Raw genomic sequence first — 19,481 nt, 5'->3', positions numbered from 1 at the left:
GAAATGCTTCGCAACATATGGTGTTTCACATTTTATGCGCCTAAAAAGACCAATGTGCGATTCTTACTCTTATTCCTCTCGTTTCAGCTGTGGGGCTTGCCTGACGTCTATGGCCAGAGCATGCGTGGCTGCGATCCGAGCCGCATGCTCGTAAATCCCGGTCATAAAGGCCATCGTACGCGTCGCGTTTTTAAGTTGTTCGTCGGAGTCGGCCATTGTGCTGGTTAGTGAGATCAGTAACGCGCGTCGATTCTCGGCGAAATTCTCCGTGACCTTGCGACCATGCTCGGTTACCTGATAGCGCACCCCGCGACGCAGCCCTTTTGTACTAACTTCCTTTTCGATTAACTTTTGTGACTGCAATTTGCGCAGCGAATACTGTAAGGCCGATAAATCGTCCCGATTCAGCACGCGTGCTATCTCGGTAACGGATTTCGGTCGATCTTTCATTCTAAGAACATGTAGAACGGCATTATCGAAGCCGCTCCATTCCTGAGCGGTACCGGCAGCCAGGCACTCGGATTGCCATCTCTGGAACGCCTCTTCCATTCGCAATACACAGAATTCAAATTCCGTGACGGCGATTTCGTGGTCGGTGGTTGCAAGATGCCAATGTAGATCAAAATCTGAAGCGGCAGGACGTGCCATTAATTACTCCGAGAACGTTATGTCCGATGATTCTATGGCAAGACATGTCGCTTTTCCAGAACTATCTATATTGCCGCCAGCATATACAGTAGATAGGAGTCTCTCGAAAATCTGAGAGCAAGGCAACGCCGCCCGAGCCCTCCCGTTGACAGACATCGTCGTCAATGACCACCAAATTTTTATCGATACGGACCTTGGTTGCGCTCGGCAAGCAGGGCTACGAGTGGTAATTGCATATTCAATACTTCTCCGAAGGAATGCTGCGTCGCAATATCAAAAGGGCTTGCAGCTAAAAATTTTTAGGTTTAAATTAAAGCGTAAATTAAATTGCAAATTAAAGTGTAATTTACATTTTAAATTAAAAAATATGGAGACTAAATAATGAATGTTCAACAATCAGTTAACAGCATGTTTCGGCGCGATCAATTTCTTTTGGGAACGTTTGCGTCTAATTGTTCGAGTGGGATGTCGGTCACCAAGGTGCCTGAGCGCTGGAACAATTCCTGGGACAACAATTTACAGCTGGCACGTATGCTGGACGACGCCGGGATCGACTTCATGTTGCCGATTGCGCGCTGGATCGGTTATGGCGGCGAAACCAATTTCCACGGTAATGTACTGGAAACAATTACATGGGCTGCCGGTTTGCTAAGCCAGACACGGCAAATCACAGTCTTTGCGACCGTGCATACGGCAGCCAACAATCCGGTTGTCGTAGCGAAACAGATTGCAACACTGGACCAGATCAGTGGCGGGCGGGCGGGCTTAAATATTGTCGCCGGTTGGAACCAGCCAGAGTACGAAGCATTGGGATTGGATCTGCCTAGCGGTCATGAAGCGCGGTACGCTTACGCGCAAGATTGGTACGACGTGATTCAGAAATTGTGGAGCGATTCCGGTACTTTCGATTGGGATAGTTCGTTTTTCAACTTGAAAAAAGTACACGCAGACCCGAAGCCCTATGCTGGCACGCCGCCAATTCTTAACGCCGCCGGTTCCGGCGAAGGGCGCGCCTTTGCGATGCAAAACGCCAATTTCCTTTTCACTCCAGCGATTGATCTGAATCGTTCACGTGATGAAATCAAGCAACTCAAGAACGAGGCCCTCAACAAGGGGAAAAATATCGATGTACTGACTTTTTCGCATGTCGTGTGCCGTCCGACAGAGGCAGAGGCCAAAGAGTACCTTGAGCATTTTGGTAGAAACAACGTCGATTGGCCTGCAGTCGACAATCTGATGAACCTCCAGTTTGCTCATGCGTATTCCTTCCCGCATGACCTACTTGCCCAGATTCGAGACCGAATGGCGATCGGACACGGCGGTTTCCCGCTGGTTGGCACGCCCGAGCAAGTCGCCGATGGCATCATTTCATTGCATGAAGCGGGTTTTCGCGGGACTACGTTGTCATTTGTCGATTACGTGAAAGAGTTTCCTTACTTCCGCGATAACGTTTTACCAATTTTGGTTAAACGCGGATTGCGCCAGGACGCTGTTCGTGTGGCTACATGAGCCGAGGTCAATATGAAATCCAATAATTGCACTAGCGTTGGGGATCAGGCAGCGACCGCAACCGCCGATCTTTTTCGCTCAGCAATGCGACATATGGCGGGCGCAGTATGCGTGGTGACGGTTGGTAAGGGCGAGGATCGTTCCGGCTTGACCGCGACCTCCGTCGTCTCGTTGTCCGTCGATCCGCCCTCCTTGATGGTGTGTGTCAACCGCGATTCGTCGTCATGGCCGCTACTAAGTCGCTATCCGCATTTCGGGGTCAGCGTGCTGGCTCCGAATCAGCGCTATCTTGCCGACCAGTTTGCCGGCAAGGGCGGTATGACGGGGGCTGCCCGATATGCCAAGGGGGACTGGGTAACTCTGGCTACCGGTGCATTGGTGTTGAAAGATGCGCAAATCGCGTTCGATTGCAGTGTTGACGAAATGATCGACCGGAATACGCATTCAATTGTGATTGGCCGAGTTCAAGCGGTGATTGCCGCTCCGGAACCGGACGACGCGCTGGTCTATTGGCGGGGCCGCTACGGAACGGTACAGCCCTGCTGAACCGGACTTGCGAGTCGTGTCGAAATCTTAGTTTGAGCAAGTCTTTGTAACCGGCTCGACTCGCGCGATGTGCCTCACTCTTTGTTGTTGCCGCCCGGGTTTGGTCCGTCATGGCCATTCAGAGTTGAGGAAATCTCCAAGTACGGCAGTCGCGGTCCGGTGTGGTATTGGAGTAACTTTTTTTGCGATGAGCACACAGGAACCTGTTTTGATGCTCCGGTCGCATTGCCCTTCCGGGCACGCACTTCTGTATAACTCAAGACTGCACCATAGCGTTTGCCGCCACCATTGCACGCTTATCAGATTGTTTGAATGATCAAAATGTAATAGGTTATTGATATCTGTTACATATGGTAATCGATGGTCGCACAGCTGTGCTCCGGTTGTCAGCGCACCTCCAAATCCAAGAATCGTCGCATACCTGTTTTAACTTGCTTATCGTGATGCCTGTTAGACTCTCGCAATTCATCGCTACTAAGTTCTAATACATCATTGTGACTACTCCTCCATTTTCGACACTTTCCCTTCTTTCCCCAGCCATGCTGAGCAATCTCAGCAACCTTGGCTATCACAACATGACTGCAATTCAAGCGCAGAGCTTGCCGGTGATACTTGATCGACACGATCTGATTGCACAAGCTAAAACCGGCAGCGGTAAAACTGCGGCTTTTGGAATTGGCATTTTGCATAAACTTAATCCGTCGTATTTTGCGATTCAAGGTTTGGTGCTGTGTCCAACCCGCGAACTGGCCGATCAGGTCGGACAAGAGTTGCGACGTTTGGCGCGCTTTACCGACAATGTCAAAATTTTGACTTTGTGCGGTGGTTCACCGATGGGCCCGCAAATCGGTTCGTTGGAGCACGGCGCGCACATTGTAGTCGGCACACCGGGACGGATTCGTGATCATATCGGTCGTGGCAGCATCGATCTTTCCAAGGTCCAGACGCTGGTGCTAGATGAAGCCGATCGCATGGTCGATATGGGCTTTTACGAGGAAATTTCCGGCATCGTCAGCGCTTGCCCGGCGCGCCGCCAAACCTTGTTGTTCTCAGCGACTTATCCAGATGATATTCGTAAAGCCAGCGCGGAATTTTTGCGCAATCCGGTCGAAGTAAAAATTGAGGCGCAACATAGCGCCAATCAAATTGAACAACGTTTTTATCCGGTGACTGCGGATGGCCGCAATGCGGCTGTAGCAGCTTTGCTGCATCATTTCAAACCGGTTTCAACCATCGCGTTTTGCAATACCAAAATTCATTGTCGTGAGTTGGCAGAACAATTACGCGATCAGGGATTTAGCGCAGTTGCTTTGTACGGTGATTTGGAACAGCGTGAGCGCGATGAAATTTTGCTGCAATTTGCCAATCAGAGTTGTTCAGTCCTGGTCGCTACGGATGTTGCTGCGCGCGGTTTGGATATTCAAAGCCTGGATGCTGTGATCAATGTGGATGTTTCCAAAGATACCGAAGTTCATATTCACCGCATTGGACGTACCGGCCGCGGCCATGCTCAAGGCCTGGCATTGAATTTATGTGCGCCGAATGAGAAAAAATGGGTCAGGCTGATTGAGGAATATCAAAACGGACCAGTAACCTGGTTTGATCTGGAGGCATTAACACCGGCCGATGGCGAAGCGTTACCTGCGCCGATGGTCACACTTTGCATCATGGGCGGTAAAAAAGACAAGCTGCGTCCGGGCGATTTGTTGGGCGCATTGACTGGCGATGTCGGTTTGAAAAAAGAACAAGTCGGCAAGATTAATGTCTTTGAATTCATGACCTATGTGGCGTTGGAACGGAGTATTGCGCAACACGCTTTTCGTCGCTTGAGTAGCGGTAATATCAAAGGCCGCCAGTTTAAGATGCGCTTTCTGTCCGAGTGATGAATGGGTAATGCATTTGTCATGACTACGTAAGAACTACAGCAGAAAATAGATAGACAAATGGCATGATATTAAATAGCATGCCCGCAATTAAATTCAATGTTGTCAATTGTAGATTGAGCAAGTATTGGACGTAAATAAGGAGATTGCGGTATGAGTTTTATCATTGTTCTTTTGGCTTTGCTGTTTTTGATGTTTGTTGCGTATCGCGGCTACAGCGTTATTTTGTTTGCACCAGTTGCGGCATTGGGCGCTGTTTTACTGACCGATCCTTCCATGGTGGCGCCGATGTTTACCGGCGTCTTTATGGACAAAATGGTGGGTTTCGTCAAACTTTACTTCCCGGTGTTTTTGCTGGGTGCAGTGTTTGGCAAGGTGATTGAGTTATCAGGCTTCTCCAAAGCCATCGTCTCCAGCGTGATCAAGTTGGTTGGACGGCAACGGGCCATGCTGTCGATTGTGCTGGTGTGTGCCTTGCTTACTTACGGTGGCGTTTCCTTGTTTGTAGTGGTGTTTGCGGTTTATCCATTTGCTGCAGAGATGTTCCGTCAAGGTAATATCCCCAAGCGTCTGATACCAGGCACGATTGCGTTGGGCGCATTCACTTTTACGATGGATTCTTTGCCCGGCACACCACAGATTCAAAACATTATTCCCACTACTTTTTTCGGCACTAACACTTGGGCAGCGCCATGGTTAGGTGTGATCGGTGCGGTCTTTATTTTGGTGGTCGGGCTGATCTATCTGGAGTGGTGCCGCCGTCGTGCTGCTGCTAATGATGAAGGTTATGGCACCAATTTGCTGAATGAACCAGAGCAAATTGCAGATGATAAATTGGTGAATCCTTTGATTGCATTGCTACCGTTAGTGGTGGTTGGAGTGATGAACAAAGTATTCACGGTCTGGATTCCAATCTGGTACGGTCCTACGCACGAAATGACATTGGCAGGGACCACTAAACCGATCACCACCCAAGTCTCAAGCGTGGTGGCGATCTGGGCTGTGGAAGCAGCGTTGTTGCTGGGGATTTTGACGGTGTTTCTTTTTGCTTTTAAAGCAGTTAAGGCGAAATTTGCGGAAGGCAGCAAAGCAGCGGTTAGTGGCGCTTTGTTAGCATCGATGAATACCGCATCTGAATACGGTTTTGGAGCAGTGATAGCTGGCTTGCCAGGCTTTATCGTGATCGCCAATGCCTTGAAATCTATTCCGAATCCGCTGGTGAATGAAGCCGTGACGGTGACGGCTTTGGCAGGGATAACTGGCTCCGCATCCGGTGGTTTGAGTATCGCTTTGGCAGCGATGTCGCATACGTTTATTGAAAATGCACAAGCGGCGGGTATCCCGTTAGAAGTATTCCACCGCGTCGCGGCGATGGCCAGTGGCGGGATGGATACCTTACCGCACAACGGTGCTGTCATTACCTTGTTGGCGGTTACCGGGTTGTCGCACCGACAGTCATATAAAGATATTTTTGTGATTACTATGATCAAGACGATTGCGGTGTTTGTAGTGATTGCGACTTATTATTTAACCGGAATCGTGTAAAACAAAGATTTGCCGATTTTTTAGCGGTTGACGATCTTAAAATTGCATTAGAAAAAGCAAAGCCGAAAAGTATTAATATTACTTTTCGGCTTTTTGCATTTTTAAAAGGTTTTGATGAGTATTATTATTAAATGGATATAAAATAAACAATTAATTTCATTGCGAGTATAACCATGACGACACTCACCATCAACGGCAAACAGCATGATGTCGCATTGCCCGACGACACGCCGATTCTCTGGACCTTACGCGACAATATCGGTTTAACGGGGACAAAATTTGGTTGTGGTATGGCTTTATGCGGTGCCTGTACAGTGCATCTTGATGGAGAGCCGATACGATCATGTGTCACACCGATTAGTGCAGCGGCAGGCAAAAAAATCACCACCATTGAAGCCATGAGTGACGACAGCGTTGGTTATGCAGTGCAGCAAGCGTGGATTGCCTTAGGCGTGCCGCAATGCGGATATTGTCAGGCCGGTCAAATTATGTCAGCCACGGCTTTACTTAAAACGAATGCCAAACCGACAGACAAAGATATTGATGACGCGATGAGCGGCAACATCTGTCGTTGCGGAACTTACACTCGCATCAAAGCGGCTATTAAGCAGGCCGCTGCTACACATACCGCAAGCAAAGGAGGCGCAAAATGAGCGCCGCCTTCGATCTTGAATCTACAGAAAGTCTTCCTTTAAATGGCATCAGTCGCCGTGACTGGCTTAAAGGTGTCGGTGCATTATCTGGCCTGGCGTTGACGGTTGGTGTGACAGGTATTGTTCGTGCTGCAGACGTTGCGATGCCAGAAAAGAAATATGGTGGCGCTGCGATGCCGGGTGGCACAGTCGATAACCCCTTGGTGTTTGTTTCCATTGCCGCCGACGGTATTGTCACCATCATCGCCCATCGTTCGGAAATGGGGCAAGGGATACGGACTAGTTTGCCATTGGTGGTGGCCGATGAACTGGAAGCCGATTGGAGCCGCGTACGCGTGATACAAGCCGTGGCTGATGAAAGCCGCTACGGCAATCAAAATACCGATGGTTCGCGCAGTATGCGTCACTTCTTTATGCCTATGCGCCGGGTCGGCGCTACTGCACGCGTGATGCTGGAAACGGCAGCGGCAACGCGTTGGAATGTGCCCGTTTCAGAAGTCGCCGCGAAAAATCATGTTGTGCATCATGCGAAAACCGGGCGTCAGTTGGGCTATGGCGAATTGGCAATGGAAGCAGCCAAGCTAGGGTTGCCCGCACCTGCTGTAGTCCACTTAAAAGATGCTGCAGAATTCCGTTATATCGGTAAAGTAAAATTTGATAGCATCGATTTTCATAACATTGTCACTGGCAACACCCAATACGGTATCGACACTCGCCTGGACGGTATGGTGTATGCGGTGATTGCGCGTCCGCCAGTGTTTGGCGGAAAGGTTGCGAGTTTTGATGCAACCGAGGCGAAAAAAGTGCCGGGCGTACTACGCGTGATAGAGCTGAAGGGGAGTCCACCGCCGGCCCTATTTAATCCTTTGGGCGGTATAGCTGTTATTGCCAGCAACACCTGGGCTGCAATCAAGGGAAGGGACGCATTAAAGATCACTTGGGATAATAAAGACGCTGGCAATAATGCAAATTACGACTCAGCGACTTTCAAAGCGACCTTGCAAGATGCTGCTCGCAAGAGCGCCAAAGTGATGCGCAATGATGGCGATGTGATGGCAGTATTGGATAAAGCCAAGAATGCAAATAAGCTGATCGCTGCGGAATACTATATTCCTCATTTGGCGCATGCCACGATGGAGCCGCCTGCTGCAACAGCGCGCATCGCCAATGGCAAATGCGAAGTGTGGGCCTGTGTTCAGGATCCGCAAGCGGCTCGTGAAACAGTGGCCAAGCGACTAGGCTGGAAGGCAGAGAATGTCCAGGTCAACGTTACTTTGCTGGGCGGCGGTTTCGGCCGTAAGTCGAAACCGGATTATGCGGCAGAAGCAGCATTGTTATCACAAGCAATGGACGGTAAGCCAGTCAAAGTGACATGGACACGCGAAGATGATTTGCGTCACGATTATTACCATACGGTCTCGCTAGAACATTTGGAAAGCACAATGGACGCGAACGGAAAACCGCAGGCGTGGTTACATCGTTCTGCCGCGCCAACGATCGCTTCGACGTTTGTAGCTGGCGCAAAAGGGGAGTCGGCATCGGAACTAGGGATGGGTGCTATCAACATTCCGTTTGTCATTCCGAATATTCGTATCGAAGCGCCAGAAGTTGAAGCGCATACCCGAATTGGCTGGTTTCGGTCGGTATACAACATTCCTCATGCGTTTGCAGTCCAATCATTCGTCGCAGAATTGGCGGCCGCAGCAAAGCGCGATCACAAAGATTTTTTGCTAGAGTTGATCGGCCCGGCACGCAAAATCAATCCGGCGGAAATGTCTGATAAGACTAACTATGGTGAGTCACCAACGTTATATCCATTAGACGCTGGCCGTATGCGACAAGTGGTTGAGCGCGCAACCAAGGAAGCTGGCTGGGGCAAGAAAATGGCAAAAGGCAGCGGTCAAGGTTTAGCCGTGACTTATAGTTTCATGAGTTACGCCGCCGCAGTGGTGGAAGTGGTGGTTAGTGACAATGGCGACATCAGCATTCCACGGGTTGATGTGGCGATTGATTGCGGCCCTGCGATTACGCCAGATCGAATTCGCTCTCAGGTTGAAGGTGCTTGCATCATGGGTTTGAGCTTGGCATTGTCTGGTGAAATCACATTCAAAGACGGCGCAGCGGTTCAGGGGAATTTCCATGAGTACGATGTGATGCGCGCATTCTCAGCACCAAAAGAAATTCATGTGCATATCATTGAGCATCCGTTTGATCTGCCTTTGGGAGGTGTCGGTGAACCAGCAACACCACCGATTGCACCAGCTTTATGCAATGCGATTTTTGCAGCAGTTGGCAAGCGGATACGTGATTTGCCGATTCGGGATCAAGCGAAAAAAGCAGTGTGAGGCGAGCGTGATGTAGCGTGAACGGGGTTTGTGCTACATCATATGTATTAGCTTGCTTTACCACATATGATGTGACGGATCTTATCGAGACTTGCTCTCCATTGAATGACCGGAATCGGTGGCGGAAGCTGACAGTCGCGAATCTGAGTAATAGGTTATCGCCCGCTTTCAGACAGGCGATAACCAATACTCAATACTACTTGGACGCCGCCGCAGCGCTGCCCATTTTTTCGTGTGCCTGTTCGATAGTAAAGCTCGCCGCTTTTTGTCTCGGCGGGAATTCCTTGAATGTCGACATGAACGCGCCAACAATAGCCTGTGCTGCGAAAAGGCGGTAGCCCTTTGTCATGAACCAGTCGTAGTAGGTATTGGAAGTGATATCAGCGCGTTCCAATGGGTCAGTGCGCAGGTTGAAGGCTTTGGGCGTCCGCAGGACGACAAAGGGCTCCATCCAAATTTTGAGAGTTCCCTCGACGCGTTGCTCCATGAATACGAACTTCCAGTTGTTCATCCGGATTGCGACCAGATTGCCATCATCGTCGAAGTACATGAACTCTTCGCGCGGACTCTTCACGCCCTCTGTGGTCAGGAAAGGCAAGAGGTTGTAGCCGTCGATGTGCACCTTGAACTTCTTGTCGCCGGCAGTGTGCCCCTTTTTGCACTTTTCAATGATGTCCGGCTCACCGGCAATGGCCAGGAAGGTTGGAAGCCAGTCGTGATGCTGAACGATTTCATTAGATATGAAACCTGCAGGAACCTTGCCAGGCCAGCGTATAAGCTTAGGAATGCGAAATGCGCCTTCCCAGTTCGTATCTTTTTCGCTGCGGAACGGTGTCATACCAGCATCTGGCCAAGAGTTCATGTGCGGGCCGTTGTCGGTCGAGTACATAACGAAGGTATCTTCGGCAATTCCGAGTTCGTCCAGCAGATCGAGCAACTCGCCGACGTGTCTGTCGTGGTCGATCATTGTGTCGTGGTACGGTGACTGACTTTCCCCAGCTTGACCCACGTGTTCGGGTTTCGGATGTGTACGGAAATGCATGTGGGTGGTATTAACCCAGCAAAAGAACGGGTTTTCGTCATTCGCATGACGTGTGATGAAGTCCTTTGCACCACCGATGATTTCGTCGTCGATGGTTTCCATGCGCTTTTTCGTGAGAGGGCCTGTGTCCTCGATAATCTGTTTGCCGACGCGGCCCCAGCGTGGCTCTTCGGTGGCATCGTCTTTATCTGTTGCCTTGCACTTGAGAACGCCTCGCGGCAGAAACTTGGCACGGAATTTCGGATCTTTCGGATAGTCCGGATCTTCTGGGTCTTCCTCCGCATTCAGGTGATAGAGGTTGCCAAAAAATTCATCGAATCCGTGCACGGTCGGCAGGTATTTGTTCATGTCGCCAAGATGATTCTTGCCGAACTGTCCGGTTGAATAGCCCAGCGGCTTCAGAAGCTCGGCAATTGTCGCGTCTTCCGGCTGCAGTCCGCTGTCGGCGCCCGGCATACCGACCTTTGACAGCCCGGTGCGGTGTACGCTCTGACCGGTGATGAACGAAGATCGGCCGGCGGTACAACTCTGTTCACCATACGAATCCGTGAACATCATGCCTTCCTTGGCTATGCGATCAATGTTGGGCGTTTTGTAGCCCATCACGCCATGGCTGTAACAAGACAGGTTGTAGATGCCGATATCATCGCCCCAGATCACGAGAATGTTGGGTTTCTTGCCGCCAGCCTTTTTTTTCGATTTTGATTCCATCAGACACTCCTTACGTGTTTGGATTTCGATTGTGTTTTGATAACCGTACCAAGAGGCGAGCGCAAGCCACCGTGAGGAACTATGCACGTCGAAAATCTGCATGTCATTTGTACAAACGTGCAGTGTCTGCTGCCCTTCGGTGCAGGTAAGCTGGCCTGTCGCGGCTGACATCCCAAAAGAAATATTTAAACAATGAACGTCTGGTTGTCGATAGTCTGAACGTTCGCACAGGGTCGTAATCCGACATTAAACCGTCGGCCAATTGGATCGATGCAGGCACCCGGCGCCTGCGTAGCCAAACATGGGGGTTTGCACGGAGAGATGAGTAAACAAAGCATGCACCTGCAGTCACGGCGGCGCTGGTTAGATTGAATCTTTAATATGACAGAAATATCGTACAACTCGGTTCAGTCGTTGGATAGTCAGGGGGGATAGGGTGCTCGAAGAGACGGCCGCCCAATTACACAACTGATTGGGATGAGCTGCCGAAGAAGAGGAAGAGTGGGAGTAACTACGCTTCCGTTCTGTGTCAGAAAGTCAGAAGCAAAAAATACGCCGCTTGTTGCGCAATGCAATCGCACAACAAGCTTGTTTCTCATGCAAATCGAAATTACATCTCGGTGCCAAGTGCACGCAGATAGCAAATATCCCACTCACTTTCGCCGGTTTCAACAAAACCATGCGACTGATAAAAGTGATTGGAGCGGCTACCCTTGAGCGCGCTTACTTGTATCGGCAATCCCAATGCGTCGGCTTGCGCGATGATGTTGATCATCGTCATTGCGCCTATTCCTTGGCCTTGATAATCCGGATGGATATATAAGTGATCCAGCAGCATCACTTGGCCTGAAGGCTTCAACACAAAAAATCCAGCATGCGCTCCATTAAATAAAATATGGCGGGCGTATTCCGCCTTAAAGCCGCTTTTTAATCTTTCACGTGCACGCACCGGATCAAAACGCCCGACTCGTTCGAGGCTGTCACGCATAGCAGCAATGCGCAGCGCAACCAAGCTCTCGAAATCTTGTTTTGTAACACTTGCAAAAGTAATATCACAAGCCTGCTCTACACTGCTTTTATTCACTATCGCCATGCAGCATATCTCCTAAAATTGTCTTTTTTCTATGTCTGAGGTGTGCACATCTTGTAAATGAGCACTACATCAGCGCGGCTGGCTTCCTAACGCCGGCCGTAGGCCATAGTCACGATGGCCTTAAAATGGGGTCACTCTTCACTATTTCAATCGTTAAATGAGGAAACTGGTGTTGAGTGGTTGTTTAAAAAGCAAAAACAACGATCATTTGTTGCTTTTTAGAGTTTTTAGAAGGGTGGAAGTTCAGATAAATGCAAACTGCCAATATTTACATACACTCAATGCTTCCTATGTTTTATGTTTCGGTATGCGTAGACTGCAGCAATTTCAAAACGCGCATATTTTACATCACATTAATCACAGTACGTTCCTGACTAAACTGACGCACAAGCATCGCGTACTTTTGGATTAATCACGAGAGGCAAAAATTTTATACATGGAATCTAGCCGTTCTCGCAAGAACCTGATAGAATGCGCCCCTGCCTAGATTTAGAAAAAATGTTTTTCGACATTTTTATTTACGCTTTTATTTAGTTAAGTGCGTACACTGCCCGAGTGGTGAAATCGGTAGACACAAGAGACTTAAAATCTCTCGCCTTATGGGTGTGCCGGTTCAAGTCCGGCCTCGGGCACCAATGAATATGCGGCTCTCAGCGATGAGAGCCGTTTTCATTTGTTCCTTAATATCTGCATTCTGCGAATATTAAATGGCTCGCAGCGTTAATCCTGCATCTCCATTTGTGCACGAATTCGATCTTCTTCCTCCTGGCGCGCCAATGCAATTTCATGAATCACTGCACCCACATTGACTGGCGCCGTCGGCAGCGCAACACGACCAGTAAGTGGCGCATCCGGTGTCAATAATCCGGCCTGGTACAAGGCCCAAATTTCTTTGCCATACTGACTGCCGATGAGTTCAGGGGCAAAAGCGCCGAAGAAATTGGCTAGGTTGGTTACATCACGTTCCAGCATAGTGGCTGCAACGCTGCTGCCAGCGGCATCGATTGCCTGAGGTAAGTCAATGATCACAGGGCCGTGTGCATCGACCAGAATGTTGTATTCCGACAGATCACCGTGAATCACGCCAGCGCAGAGCATTAGTACTACTTCGCGCAATAACATCGCATGAAACTCCAACGCTTTCTCATGGCTTAATTCGACGTCGTTTAAGCGGGGAGCAGCATTACCTTCGGCATTTGTTACCAGCTCCATTAACAACACGCCTTCGAAGCAAGTATACGGTGTTGGTACCCGCACGCCGGCAGCCGCTAAGCGATACAAGGCATCGACTTCGGCATTTTGCCAAACTTCTTCTGCCATTTTGCGTCCATACCGTGTCCCTTTTTCCATGGCGCGCGCTTGTCGGCTATTTTTTACCCGTCGACCTTCCTGATAGGCAACCGCCTGATGAAAGCTGCGCTGGGTCGCTTCTTTGTACACCTTGGCGCAACGGATATCGTCGCCGCAACGGACGACATAGACAGTGGCTTCCTTGCCACTCATCAACTGACGCATCACTTCGTCGATCAGACCTTCTTCTACCAAGGGCTGGATTCTTTTGGGAGTTTTCATATTAATTGTTGCTTTTGCATTACTTTTTATACTTCAAGAAAGGGCGAGTTTAGCCGAGTTATGCAAAATCATAGGGAGTGATTGTAAAAAACATCACAAAATTTGTACCGAAGTATGCACAAATCGTGGGTGATGGCGGTCATAAGGGGCAAAATACTGTCAAGGCGGGATTGGCTTGAAACTAGTCTGCTTTGTCATAAATGGGTCACATTTTCACCGTATGATTCCACTGTCTCCTCCAAATCTCCCTAAAGTTTGGATTCAACCCACTACGCTTGCTAAGCTCAGTGGGTTTTTTTTTTGAGAGTCACTTCGGAAAAACGCCAATAAATCAATGATATAGCGTGATGTTAGCTTAGTTATCAACAGGTCTGTTCACAGATTCTGTTGATAACTTTGGGGCTGATGCAAAACCGTCTCAGCAGCGTTATAACTCGTGGCTGTACTCAATACTGCTTTCATCGTTATGCCTTGTCGGAACGATTTTGCGTCAGTCCTGAATGTATTCAATGCGCTACTGATTTTGAAAATACATTCAACACAACGACACCAGAGATAATCAAGCCGATGCCGATGAGGGCAGCACTGTCGAGCGTCTGTTTGAATAGTATCCAGCCTATGATCGCGATCAATGCGATGCCGACACCGGACCACATCGCGTAGACAATTGCTACGGGCAGTGTGCGTAGGGTGAGCGACAAAAAATAAAACGCAATGAGGTAACCGATAACCACCGTGATGGATGGAATTAAGCGAGTGAATTCATTGCTGGCTTTCAAAGCGCTGGTAGCGATGACTTCGGCAACGATGGCGATCGCTAGATAGATCCAATGCATGATTTCTCCTGGCAAAAATAAAAGGTAGAAAAATGAAATGTCGAAACGCTAGTCTATAGCGGCAAACAACTCTGTAACGAAATCGACAAATACGCGTACCTTGGCGGACAACTGATGGCTCTGGTGATACACCACCGAGACCGGCGGCCCGGGCGTTGCCCAGTCTGCCAGCACGGGCGTCAAATAGCCATCGCGGATTTGCGGGTTGAGTGAGAGCGTCAACAGCTGGACGATGCCGGTGCCACAGCTGGCTGCATGGATCAGCGTTTCAGCGTGATTGATGGCAATATTGCCGGGTGGTGCCCAGCTTAGTTCTTGCTTGCCTTTGCTAAAGGTCCAAGGGACATTCTGACCGCTGTTAGGGTGAATGAAAGCCAGGCAACGGAAGTTGCTTAGTTCCTGCGGCGTCTGCGGAGTTCCATAGCGGGTCAGGAAATCCGGCGATGCGCAACATAGATTGCGGGTTTGGTAGATGCGGCGCGCTATCATGCTGGAGTCTTTCAGTTCGCCGATTCGTATCCAGACGTCGCCGCGCCCCTCCACCATATCAACCATGCGGTCGCCGACGTTCAGCCTGATCGAGAGCTCCGGATACAGCGCGGCAAAGCGCTCCAGCGCTGGTGCCAGATAAATGCGGGCAATCACAGTAGGCACATCGACACGCAAGATGCCCTGTGGTGTCACGCGCCGACCTTGAAATGCATCCTCCAGCTCGGTCATGTCGCCCAACAAACGTTGCGCACGCTGATAGCAGCTATGACCATCGTCGGTCAGGGAAATTTTGCGAGTAGTGCGGTTAAGCAGGCGTACGCCGAAATGCCGCTCAAGGGCGGCGATATGATTGGTGATGGTGGCGTTCGACATCTCCAGCTGCTCAGCGGCGCGGCTGAAGCTGTTCAGCTCTACCACCTGGCAAAAAACGCGTAGCGATTCCAATCTGTCCATGATGGTGATTTTATATTGTTTAAGTTAATTAAAAAATGATTTTAATTATTGCCTATTTTTCTGATTATTAAAAAGGATGATAATGCAAAAAAACAGATCGCATTGACGCGGCGCCAACATCTACCCGGAGACACGCATGAGCATTGCGGCAACGAGCACGAATAGCATCCCTATAGATATTCCCGCCCTGATTGATCGCAGTCGCATCGGCGGCTTCCAGATCGTTATGCTGACCCTGTGCGCCATCTGCCTGATCATCGACGGTTTCGATGTCCAGGCCATGGGGTATGTCGCGCCAGCTATCATTCAGGAATGGGGCATTGCCAAGGCCAATCTCGGGCCGGTATTTGGCGCTGGCCTATTCGGCATGCTGATAGGTTCGCTCTGTTTCAGTATCTTGGCTGATCGCATCGGTCGCCGCCCAGTGTTGATTGCCGCCACTTTGTTTTTTTCTGCCTGTATGTTGGTGACGCCTCTAGCCAGCACGATAGGGCAACTCTTCGTACTGCGCTTCGTGACTGGCCTTGGACTGGGCGCGATCATGCCGAATGCGATGGCGCTGGCAGGCGAATACAGCCCCGTGCGCAAACGGGTCACTTTGATGATGCTGGTGTCGTGCGGCTTTACCCTGGGTGCAGTGCTAGGCGGTTTGTTATCGGCAGCATTGATCCCACGCTTCGGTTGGCAGTCGGTATTCCATGTCGGCGGCGTCGTGCCGCTAGTGATTGGCTTGCTGATGATTTTCCTGCTGCCGGAATCGATGCAGTTTCTGGTGTTGCGCGGTAAGCGGCTTGAGCAGGTCGGCAAGTGGCTGCATCGCATCGATCCTGCGGTCGTGATTAATCAAGACACCCGTTACGTCGTCAACGAAAAAGCCGGTAAGGGCGCGCCAGTGCTGCAATTGTTTCAGGAGGGCAGAGCCAAGGTCACGATCCTGTTGTGGATCATCAATTTCATGAACCTGGTGAATCTCTATTTCCTATCGAATTGGTTGCCGACCATTGCCAAGGACGCTGGCTTGTCCACTGCCACCGCAGTAATGGCCGGTACCACGTTGCAGATTGGCGGCACTTTGGGCACCTTGATCATGGGCCAACTGATTGACCGCTCCAGCTTCCGCCGCGTGTTGATTCCGGTATTCCTGATAGCCGGCGTGGCGGTAGCGTTGATAGGACGTCCGGAAATTTCGTTGCTGTTCCTGTTTTCCAGCATCTTCGTTGCCGGTTTTTGCATCGTTGGCGGTCAGCCCGCAGTAAATGCATTGGCAGGTACTTATTACCCGACTACATTGCGCTCCACCGGTATTGGCTGGAGTCTTGGAATAGGCCGCATCGGTTCCATCGTCGGACCTGTGCTGGGCGGTGAGCTGATCCGCCTGAACTGGCCGAGCAGCAGCATCTTCATCTTACTGGCAGTACCGGCGCTCGTTTCGGCGGTGATGTTGATGTTGATGCAGGAGACTTCACAACGCAAGACGGCGAATGCTGTCGTTGCACATTAAAATCAGATATTGAATCAAGCGAGGATAAAACCGATGGAAAACATATCGCAAAGCGTGCTTCGTTACCAATCCGGATTTTGCAATGACTTCGCCAGCGAAGCCTTGCCCGGTGCTTTGCCTGCAGCGCAGAATTCACCGCAAAAAGTATCTTACGGCTTGTATGCTGAGCAATTATCCGGCACAGCTTTTACGGCACCGCGCGCGCATAATCGCCGTACATGGTTATATCGAATTCGTCCAGCAGCCATGCACCACGCATTTGAGTCATTGGCGCAGCCAACATTGCGCAGCGCACCTTTTCATCAAGTTGCAGTATCACCGAATCAGCTGCGCTGGGATCCGTTGAGCATACCGACCGAACCAACTGACTTTGTTGACGGTTTGACGACAATGGCAGGCAATGGAGATGCTGCGATGCAGGCTGGCATAGCCATTCATTTATATGTCGCCAATCGCAGCATGCACGACAGATTTTTTTATGACGCCGATGGTGAGTTGTTAATCGTGCCGCAACAAGGGCGTTTGTTGGCGCATACGGAAATGGGCGCACTTGACGTCAAGCCGGGAGAAATAATCGTGATACCACGCGGTGTACGGTTTCGCATCGAGTTACCCGATGGTGAGGCGCGTGGTTATGTTTGCGAGAATTATGGTGCGCCATTTCAACTGCCAGAACTAGGTCCAATAGGCTCCAACGGCCTTGCCAATGCACGTGATTTTTTGGCGCCGGTTGCTGCCTATGAAGAACGTGAAGGCGATTTTCAATTAGTGGCGAAATTTGGCGGTAAATTGTGGACCGCGGCAATCGATCATTCACCGTTGGATGTGGTCGCCTGGCACGGTAATTACACGCCGTATAAATATGATCTCAGTCGTTTCAATACGATTAACACGGTCAGTTTCGATCACCCCGATCCATCAATTTTTACCGTCCTCACTTCGCCTTCGGATACTGTTGGCACCGCGAATGTCGATTTTGTGATTTTCCCGCCGCGCTGGATGGTGGCTGAAAATACTTTCCGCCCACCATGGTTCCATCGCAATGTGATGAGTGAATATATGGGATTGATACACGGCGCTTACGATGCCAAGGCGGAAGGTTTTGTGCCCGGCGGCGGCAGTTTGCACAATTGCATGAGCGGTCACGGACCAGATGCGGCGACGTTTGAAAAAGCCAGCAATGCAGCGCTAGCACCGCATCGTATCGACAACACGCTCGCGTTTATGTTTGAAAGCCGCTACGTGATTCATCCAACGCAACTTGCGATGGATACACCACTGCTGCAGAGAAATTATCTGGCTTGCTGGCATGGTTTAAAGAAAAATTTTAATGGTCAGCCGTAATACAATTTATACAAATTCGGAGTACACAACATGCATACCAATGACCCATCCCTAAAATCGTTTATCGCGGTTTCACCAGAATCGCATTTTCCGATTCAGAATTTACCTTTCGGTATTTTCAGTACCGTTGCCGATCCCGTACCGCGAGTAGGCGTCGCCATCGGTGATTTCGTGCTGGATTTAGCCGCGTTGGAAGACGCTGATTTATTAGACGTGCCATCTGAAATTTTTCGCAGCGGCAGTTTGAATGCTTTTGTCGCCTTGGGCCATGCCACCTGGCGCGCCACACGTGACACCATTAGCCAGTTATTGCGTCATGATAATCCTGTGTTGCGTGATAACCCGGCTTTGCGTGCTGAAGCCTTGCTGCCACAAGAGCAAGCGACTATGCACTTGCCGATGCAGATTGCCGGCTATACCGATTTTTACTCATCGAAAGAGCATGCGACTAATGTCGGGTGCATGTTCCGCGACCCGGCAAATGCATTGCTGCCAAACTGGTTGCATATCCCGATTGGTTACAATGGCCGCGCCAGTTCGGTGGTGGTGAGCGGTACGGCATTGCATAGGCCGAAAGGGCAATTGAAATTGCCGGAATCGGATAATCCTGTTTTTGGCCCATGCCGTAAGCTGGATTTCGAATTGGAAACCGGCTTCTTGATCGGCCAGCCAAATGCGCTGGGTGAAGCGATTGATATCAACGTAGCGGACCAACATATCTTCGGTATGGTGCTGCTCAACGACTGGAGCGCGCGCGATTTGCAACAGTGGGAATATGTGCCACTGGGCCCATTCAATAGTAAATCGTTTGGTACGTCGATCTCGGCTTGGGTGGTGACGATGGAAGCATTGGAGCCATTCCGCGTTGCTAGTCCGGAGCAGCAACCGGCACCGCTGCCTTATTTACAGCAACAGACCGATAACGGTTACGACATTGCGTTGGAAGTGACGCTCAAGACGGCAGACTCATCCGCGGAAAACATACTGTGTAAAACCAATTTCAAAGCCATGTATTGGACCATGGCGCAGCAGCTCGCGCATCACACGGTTTCTGGCTGCAATACGCAAGTAGGCGATTTGATGGGCTCCGGTACGATCAGCGGCAGCACGCCTGACGCATACGGTAGCTTATTGGAACTGACCTGGAATGGACAAAAGCCGATAACGCTGGTCGATGGCACACAGCGAACTTTTATTCAGGATGGGGATGAAATCAATATGACAGGATGGTGCCAGGGTGACGGTTATCGCATCGGTTTTGGCTGTGTAACCGGGAAAATATTGCCAGCTAAAGGGTAAGTTTATAGA

Annotated in this window: 15 protein-coding genes, 1 tRNA gene and 1 pseudogene; 11 read left to right on the top strand and 6 right to left on the bottom strand. The window is 50.2% G+C overall.

The genetic code is table 11. The features are described 5' to 3' along the window. Nucleotides 1-69: 69 nt before the first annotated feature. Complete coding sequence (locus GEV47_RS02745) at nucleotides 70-648, bottom strand: winged helix DNA-binding protein (protein ID WP_153233162.1); 579 nt, start codon at nucleotides 646-648, stop codon at nucleotides 70-72. Nucleotides 649-1,029: 381 nt separating this feature from the next. Between GEV47_RS02745 and GEV47_RS02740 the strand changes: the two genes are divergently transcribed. The 7 genes and pseudogenes from GEV47_RS02740 to GEV47_RS02715 all read left to right on the top strand — a co-directional run bounded on the left by GEV47_RS02740 (nucleotide 1,030) and on the right by GEV47_RS02715 (nucleotide 9,129). After that, nucleotides 1,030-2,157, top strand: coding sequence for an LLM class flavin-dependent oxidoreductase (locus tag GEV47_RS02740; RefSeq protein WP_228124534.1), 1,128 nt, complete (start codon nucleotides 1,030-1,032; stop codon nucleotides 2,155-2,157). Nucleotides 2,158-2,169: 12 nt separating this feature from the next. Next, entirely contained in the window at nucleotides 2,170-2,703 is a 534-nt protein-coding gene (locus tag GEV47_RS02735) for a flavin reductase family protein (protein ID WP_153233161.1), read from the top strand. Nucleotides 2,704-2,781: 78 nt separating this feature from the next. After that, nucleotides 2,782-2,925 (top strand): annotated as a pseudogene (locus tag GEV47_RS19450) (cyclase family protein); the annotation flags it as partial. A gap of 272 nt (nucleotides 2,926-3,197) precedes the next feature. Further along, the gene (gene dbpA / locus GEV47_RS02730; RefSeq protein ID WP_322741525.1) at nucleotides 3,198-4,586 is read left to right on the top strand and encodes an ATP-dependent RNA helicase DbpA; all 1,389 of its coding nucleotides are present in this window, start codon (nucleotides 3,198-3,200) and stop codon (nucleotides 4,584-4,586) included. Between the two features lie 153 nt (nucleotides 4,587-4,739). Next, nucleotides 4,740-6,131 (top strand): GntP family permease, encoded by a 1,392-nt coding sequence (locus GEV47_RS02725; RefSeq protein ID WP_153233160.1) that lies wholly within the window; start codon nucleotides 4,740-4,742, stop codon nucleotides 6,129-6,131. A 173-nt stretch (nucleotides 6,132-6,304) separates the two neighbouring features. Continuing rightward, nucleotides 6,305-6,784, top strand: coding sequence for a (2Fe-2S)-binding protein (locus GEV47_RS02720; protein ID WP_153233159.1), 480 nt, complete (start codon nucleotides 6,305-6,307; stop codon nucleotides 6,782-6,784). After that, complete coding sequence (locus GEV47_RS02715) at nucleotides 6,781-9,129, top strand: xanthine dehydrogenase family protein molybdopterin-binding subunit (RefSeq protein ID WP_153233158.1); 2,349 nt, start codon at nucleotides 6,781-6,783, stop codon at nucleotides 9,127-9,129. Before GEV47_RS02720 ends, GEV47_RS02715 begins: the two co-directional genes overlap by 4 nt. Before the next feature lie 196 nt (nucleotides 9,130-9,325). On the opposite strand, the gene GEV47_RS02710 is transcribed toward GEV47_RS02715, so the two are convergent. After that, nucleotides 9,326-10,882: an arylsulfatase gene (locus tag GEV47_RS02710; RefSeq protein ID WP_153233157.1), complete on the bottom strand. Its 1,557-nt coding sequence runs from the start codon at nucleotides 10,880-10,882 to the stop codon at nucleotides 9,326-9,328. A 610-nt stretch (nucleotides 10,883-11,492) separates the two neighbouring features. Further along, complete coding sequence (locus GEV47_RS02705; protein ID WP_153233156.1) at nucleotides 11,493-11,975, bottom strand: GNAT family N-acetyltransferase; 483 nt, start codon at nucleotides 11,973-11,975, stop codon at nucleotides 11,493-11,495. Between the two features lie 549 nt (nucleotides 11,976-12,524). Between GEV47_RS02705 and GEV47_RS02700 the strand changes: the two genes are divergently transcribed. Next, nucleotides 12,525-12,610: transfer RNA gene (locus tag GEV47_RS02700), tRNA-Leu, on the top strand. An 85-nt stretch (nucleotides 12,611-12,695) separates the two neighbouring features. Here GEV47_RS02700 and GEV47_RS02695 read toward each other — a convergent pair. The 3 genes from GEV47_RS02695 to GEV47_RS02685 all read right to left on the bottom strand — a co-directional run bounded on the left by GEV47_RS02695 (nucleotide 12,696) and on the right by GEV47_RS02685 (nucleotide 15,328). Beyond that, nucleotides 12,696-13,547: a PA4780 family RIO1-like protein kinase gene (locus tag GEV47_RS02695; protein WP_153233155.1), complete on the bottom strand. Its 852-nt coding sequence runs from the start codon at nucleotides 13,545-13,547 to the stop codon at nucleotides 12,696-12,698. A 506-nt stretch (nucleotides 13,548-14,053) separates the two neighbouring features. Further along, a complete protein-coding gene (locus tag GEV47_RS02690) occupies nucleotides 14,054-14,383 on the bottom strand; it encodes a DMT family transporter (protein WP_153233154.1) in 330 nt (109 codons plus the stop codon). A gap of 48 nt (nucleotides 14,384-14,431) precedes the next feature. Next, a complete protein-coding gene (locus GEV47_RS02685; RefSeq protein ID WP_153233153.1) occupies nucleotides 14,432-15,328 on the bottom strand; it encodes a LysR family transcriptional regulator in 897 nt (298 codons plus the stop codon). 136 nt (nucleotides 15,329-15,464) lie between these two features. Here GEV47_RS02685 and GEV47_RS02680 point away from each other — a divergent pair, with 136 nt between their 5' ends. The 3 genes from GEV47_RS02680 to fahA are packed head-to-tail and all read left to right on the top strand — an operon-like array spanning nucleotide 15,465 to nucleotide 19,472. Next, entirely contained in the window at nucleotides 15,465-16,829 is a 1,365-nt protein-coding gene (locus tag GEV47_RS02680) for an MFS transporter (RefSeq protein ID WP_153233152.1), read from the top strand. Between the two features lie 33 nt (nucleotides 16,830-16,862). Continuing rightward, complete coding sequence (hmgA, locus tag GEV47_RS02675; protein WP_153233151.1) at nucleotides 16,863-18,173, top strand: homogentisate 1,2-dioxygenase; 1,311 nt, start codon at nucleotides 16,863-16,865, stop codon at nucleotides 18,171-18,173. A gap of 30 nt (nucleotides 18,174-18,203) precedes the next feature. Continuing rightward, a complete protein-coding gene (gene fahA / locus GEV47_RS02670) occupies nucleotides 18,204-19,472 on the top strand; it encodes a fumarylacetoacetase (protein WP_153233150.1) in 1,269 nt (422 codons plus the stop codon). Nucleotides 19,473-19,481: the final 9 nt, after the last annotated feature.

The sequence above is a fragment of the Glaciimonas soli genome, from assembly GCF_009497155.1.
In the GTDB taxonomy this organism is placed as follows: domain Bacteria; phylum Pseudomonadota; class Gammaproteobacteria; order Burkholderiales; family Burkholderiaceae_D; genus Glaciimonas; species Glaciimonas soli.
This window is presented reverse-complemented; position numbering and strand designations above follow the sequence as displayed.

What these genes read in the sequence shown, in the direction of transcription:
- GEV47_RS02745 (WP_153233162.1), bottom strand. Translation starts at nt 648, where the DNA reads ATGGCACGTCCTGCCGCTTCAGATTTTGATCTACATTGGCATCTTGCA.
- GEV47_RS02740 (WP_228124534.1), top strand. Translation starts at nt 1,030, where the DNA reads ATGAATGTTCAACAATCAGTTAACAGCATGTTTCGGCGCGATCAATTT.
- GEV47_RS02735 (WP_153233161.1), top strand. Translation starts at nt 2,170, where the DNA reads ATGAAATCCAATAATTGCACTAGCGTTGGGGATCAGGCAGCGACCGCA.
- GEV47_RS02725 (WP_153233160.1), top strand. Translation starts at nt 4,740, where the DNA reads ATGAGTTTTATCATTGTTCTTTTGGCTTTGCTGTTTTTGATGTTTGTT.
- GEV47_RS02720 (WP_153233159.1), top strand. Translation starts at nt 6,305, where the DNA reads ATGACGACACTCACCATCAACGGCAAACAGCATGATGTCGCATTGCCC.
- GEV47_RS02715 (WP_153233158.1), top strand. Translation starts at nt 6,781, where the DNA reads ATGAGCGCCGCCTTCGATCTTGAATCTACAGAAAGTCTTCCTTTAAAT.
- GEV47_RS02710 (WP_153233157.1), bottom strand. Translation starts at nt 10,882, where the DNA reads ATGGAATCAAAATCGAAAAAAAAGGCTGGCGGCAAGAAACCCAACATT.
- GEV47_RS02705 (WP_153233156.1), bottom strand. Translation starts at nt 11,975, where the DNA reads ATGGCGATAGTGAATAAAAGCAGTGTAGAGCAGGCTTGTGATATTACT.
- GEV47_RS02695 (WP_153233155.1), bottom strand. Translation starts at nt 13,547, where the DNA reads ATGAAAACTCCCAAAAGAATCCAGCCCTTGGTAGAAGAAGGTCTGATC.
- GEV47_RS02690 (WP_153233154.1), bottom strand. Translation starts at nt 14,383, where the DNA reads ATGCATTGGATCTATCTAGCGATCGCCATCGTTGCCGAAGTCATCGCT.
- GEV47_RS02685 (WP_153233153.1), bottom strand. Translation starts at nt 15,328, where the DNA reads ATGGACAGATTGGAATCGCTACGCGTTTTTTGCCAGGTGGTAGAGCTG.
- GEV47_RS02680 (WP_153233152.1), top strand. Translation starts at nt 15,465, where the DNA reads ATGAGCATTGCGGCAACGAGCACGAATAGCATCCCTATAGATATTCCC.
- hmgA (WP_153233151.1), top strand. Translation starts at nt 16,863, where the DNA reads ATGGAAAACATATCGCAAAGCGTGCTTCGTTACCAATCCGGATTTTGC.
- fahA (WP_153233150.1), top strand. Translation starts at nt 18,204, where the DNA reads ATGCATACCAATGACCCATCCCTAAAATCGTTTATCGCGGTTTCACCA.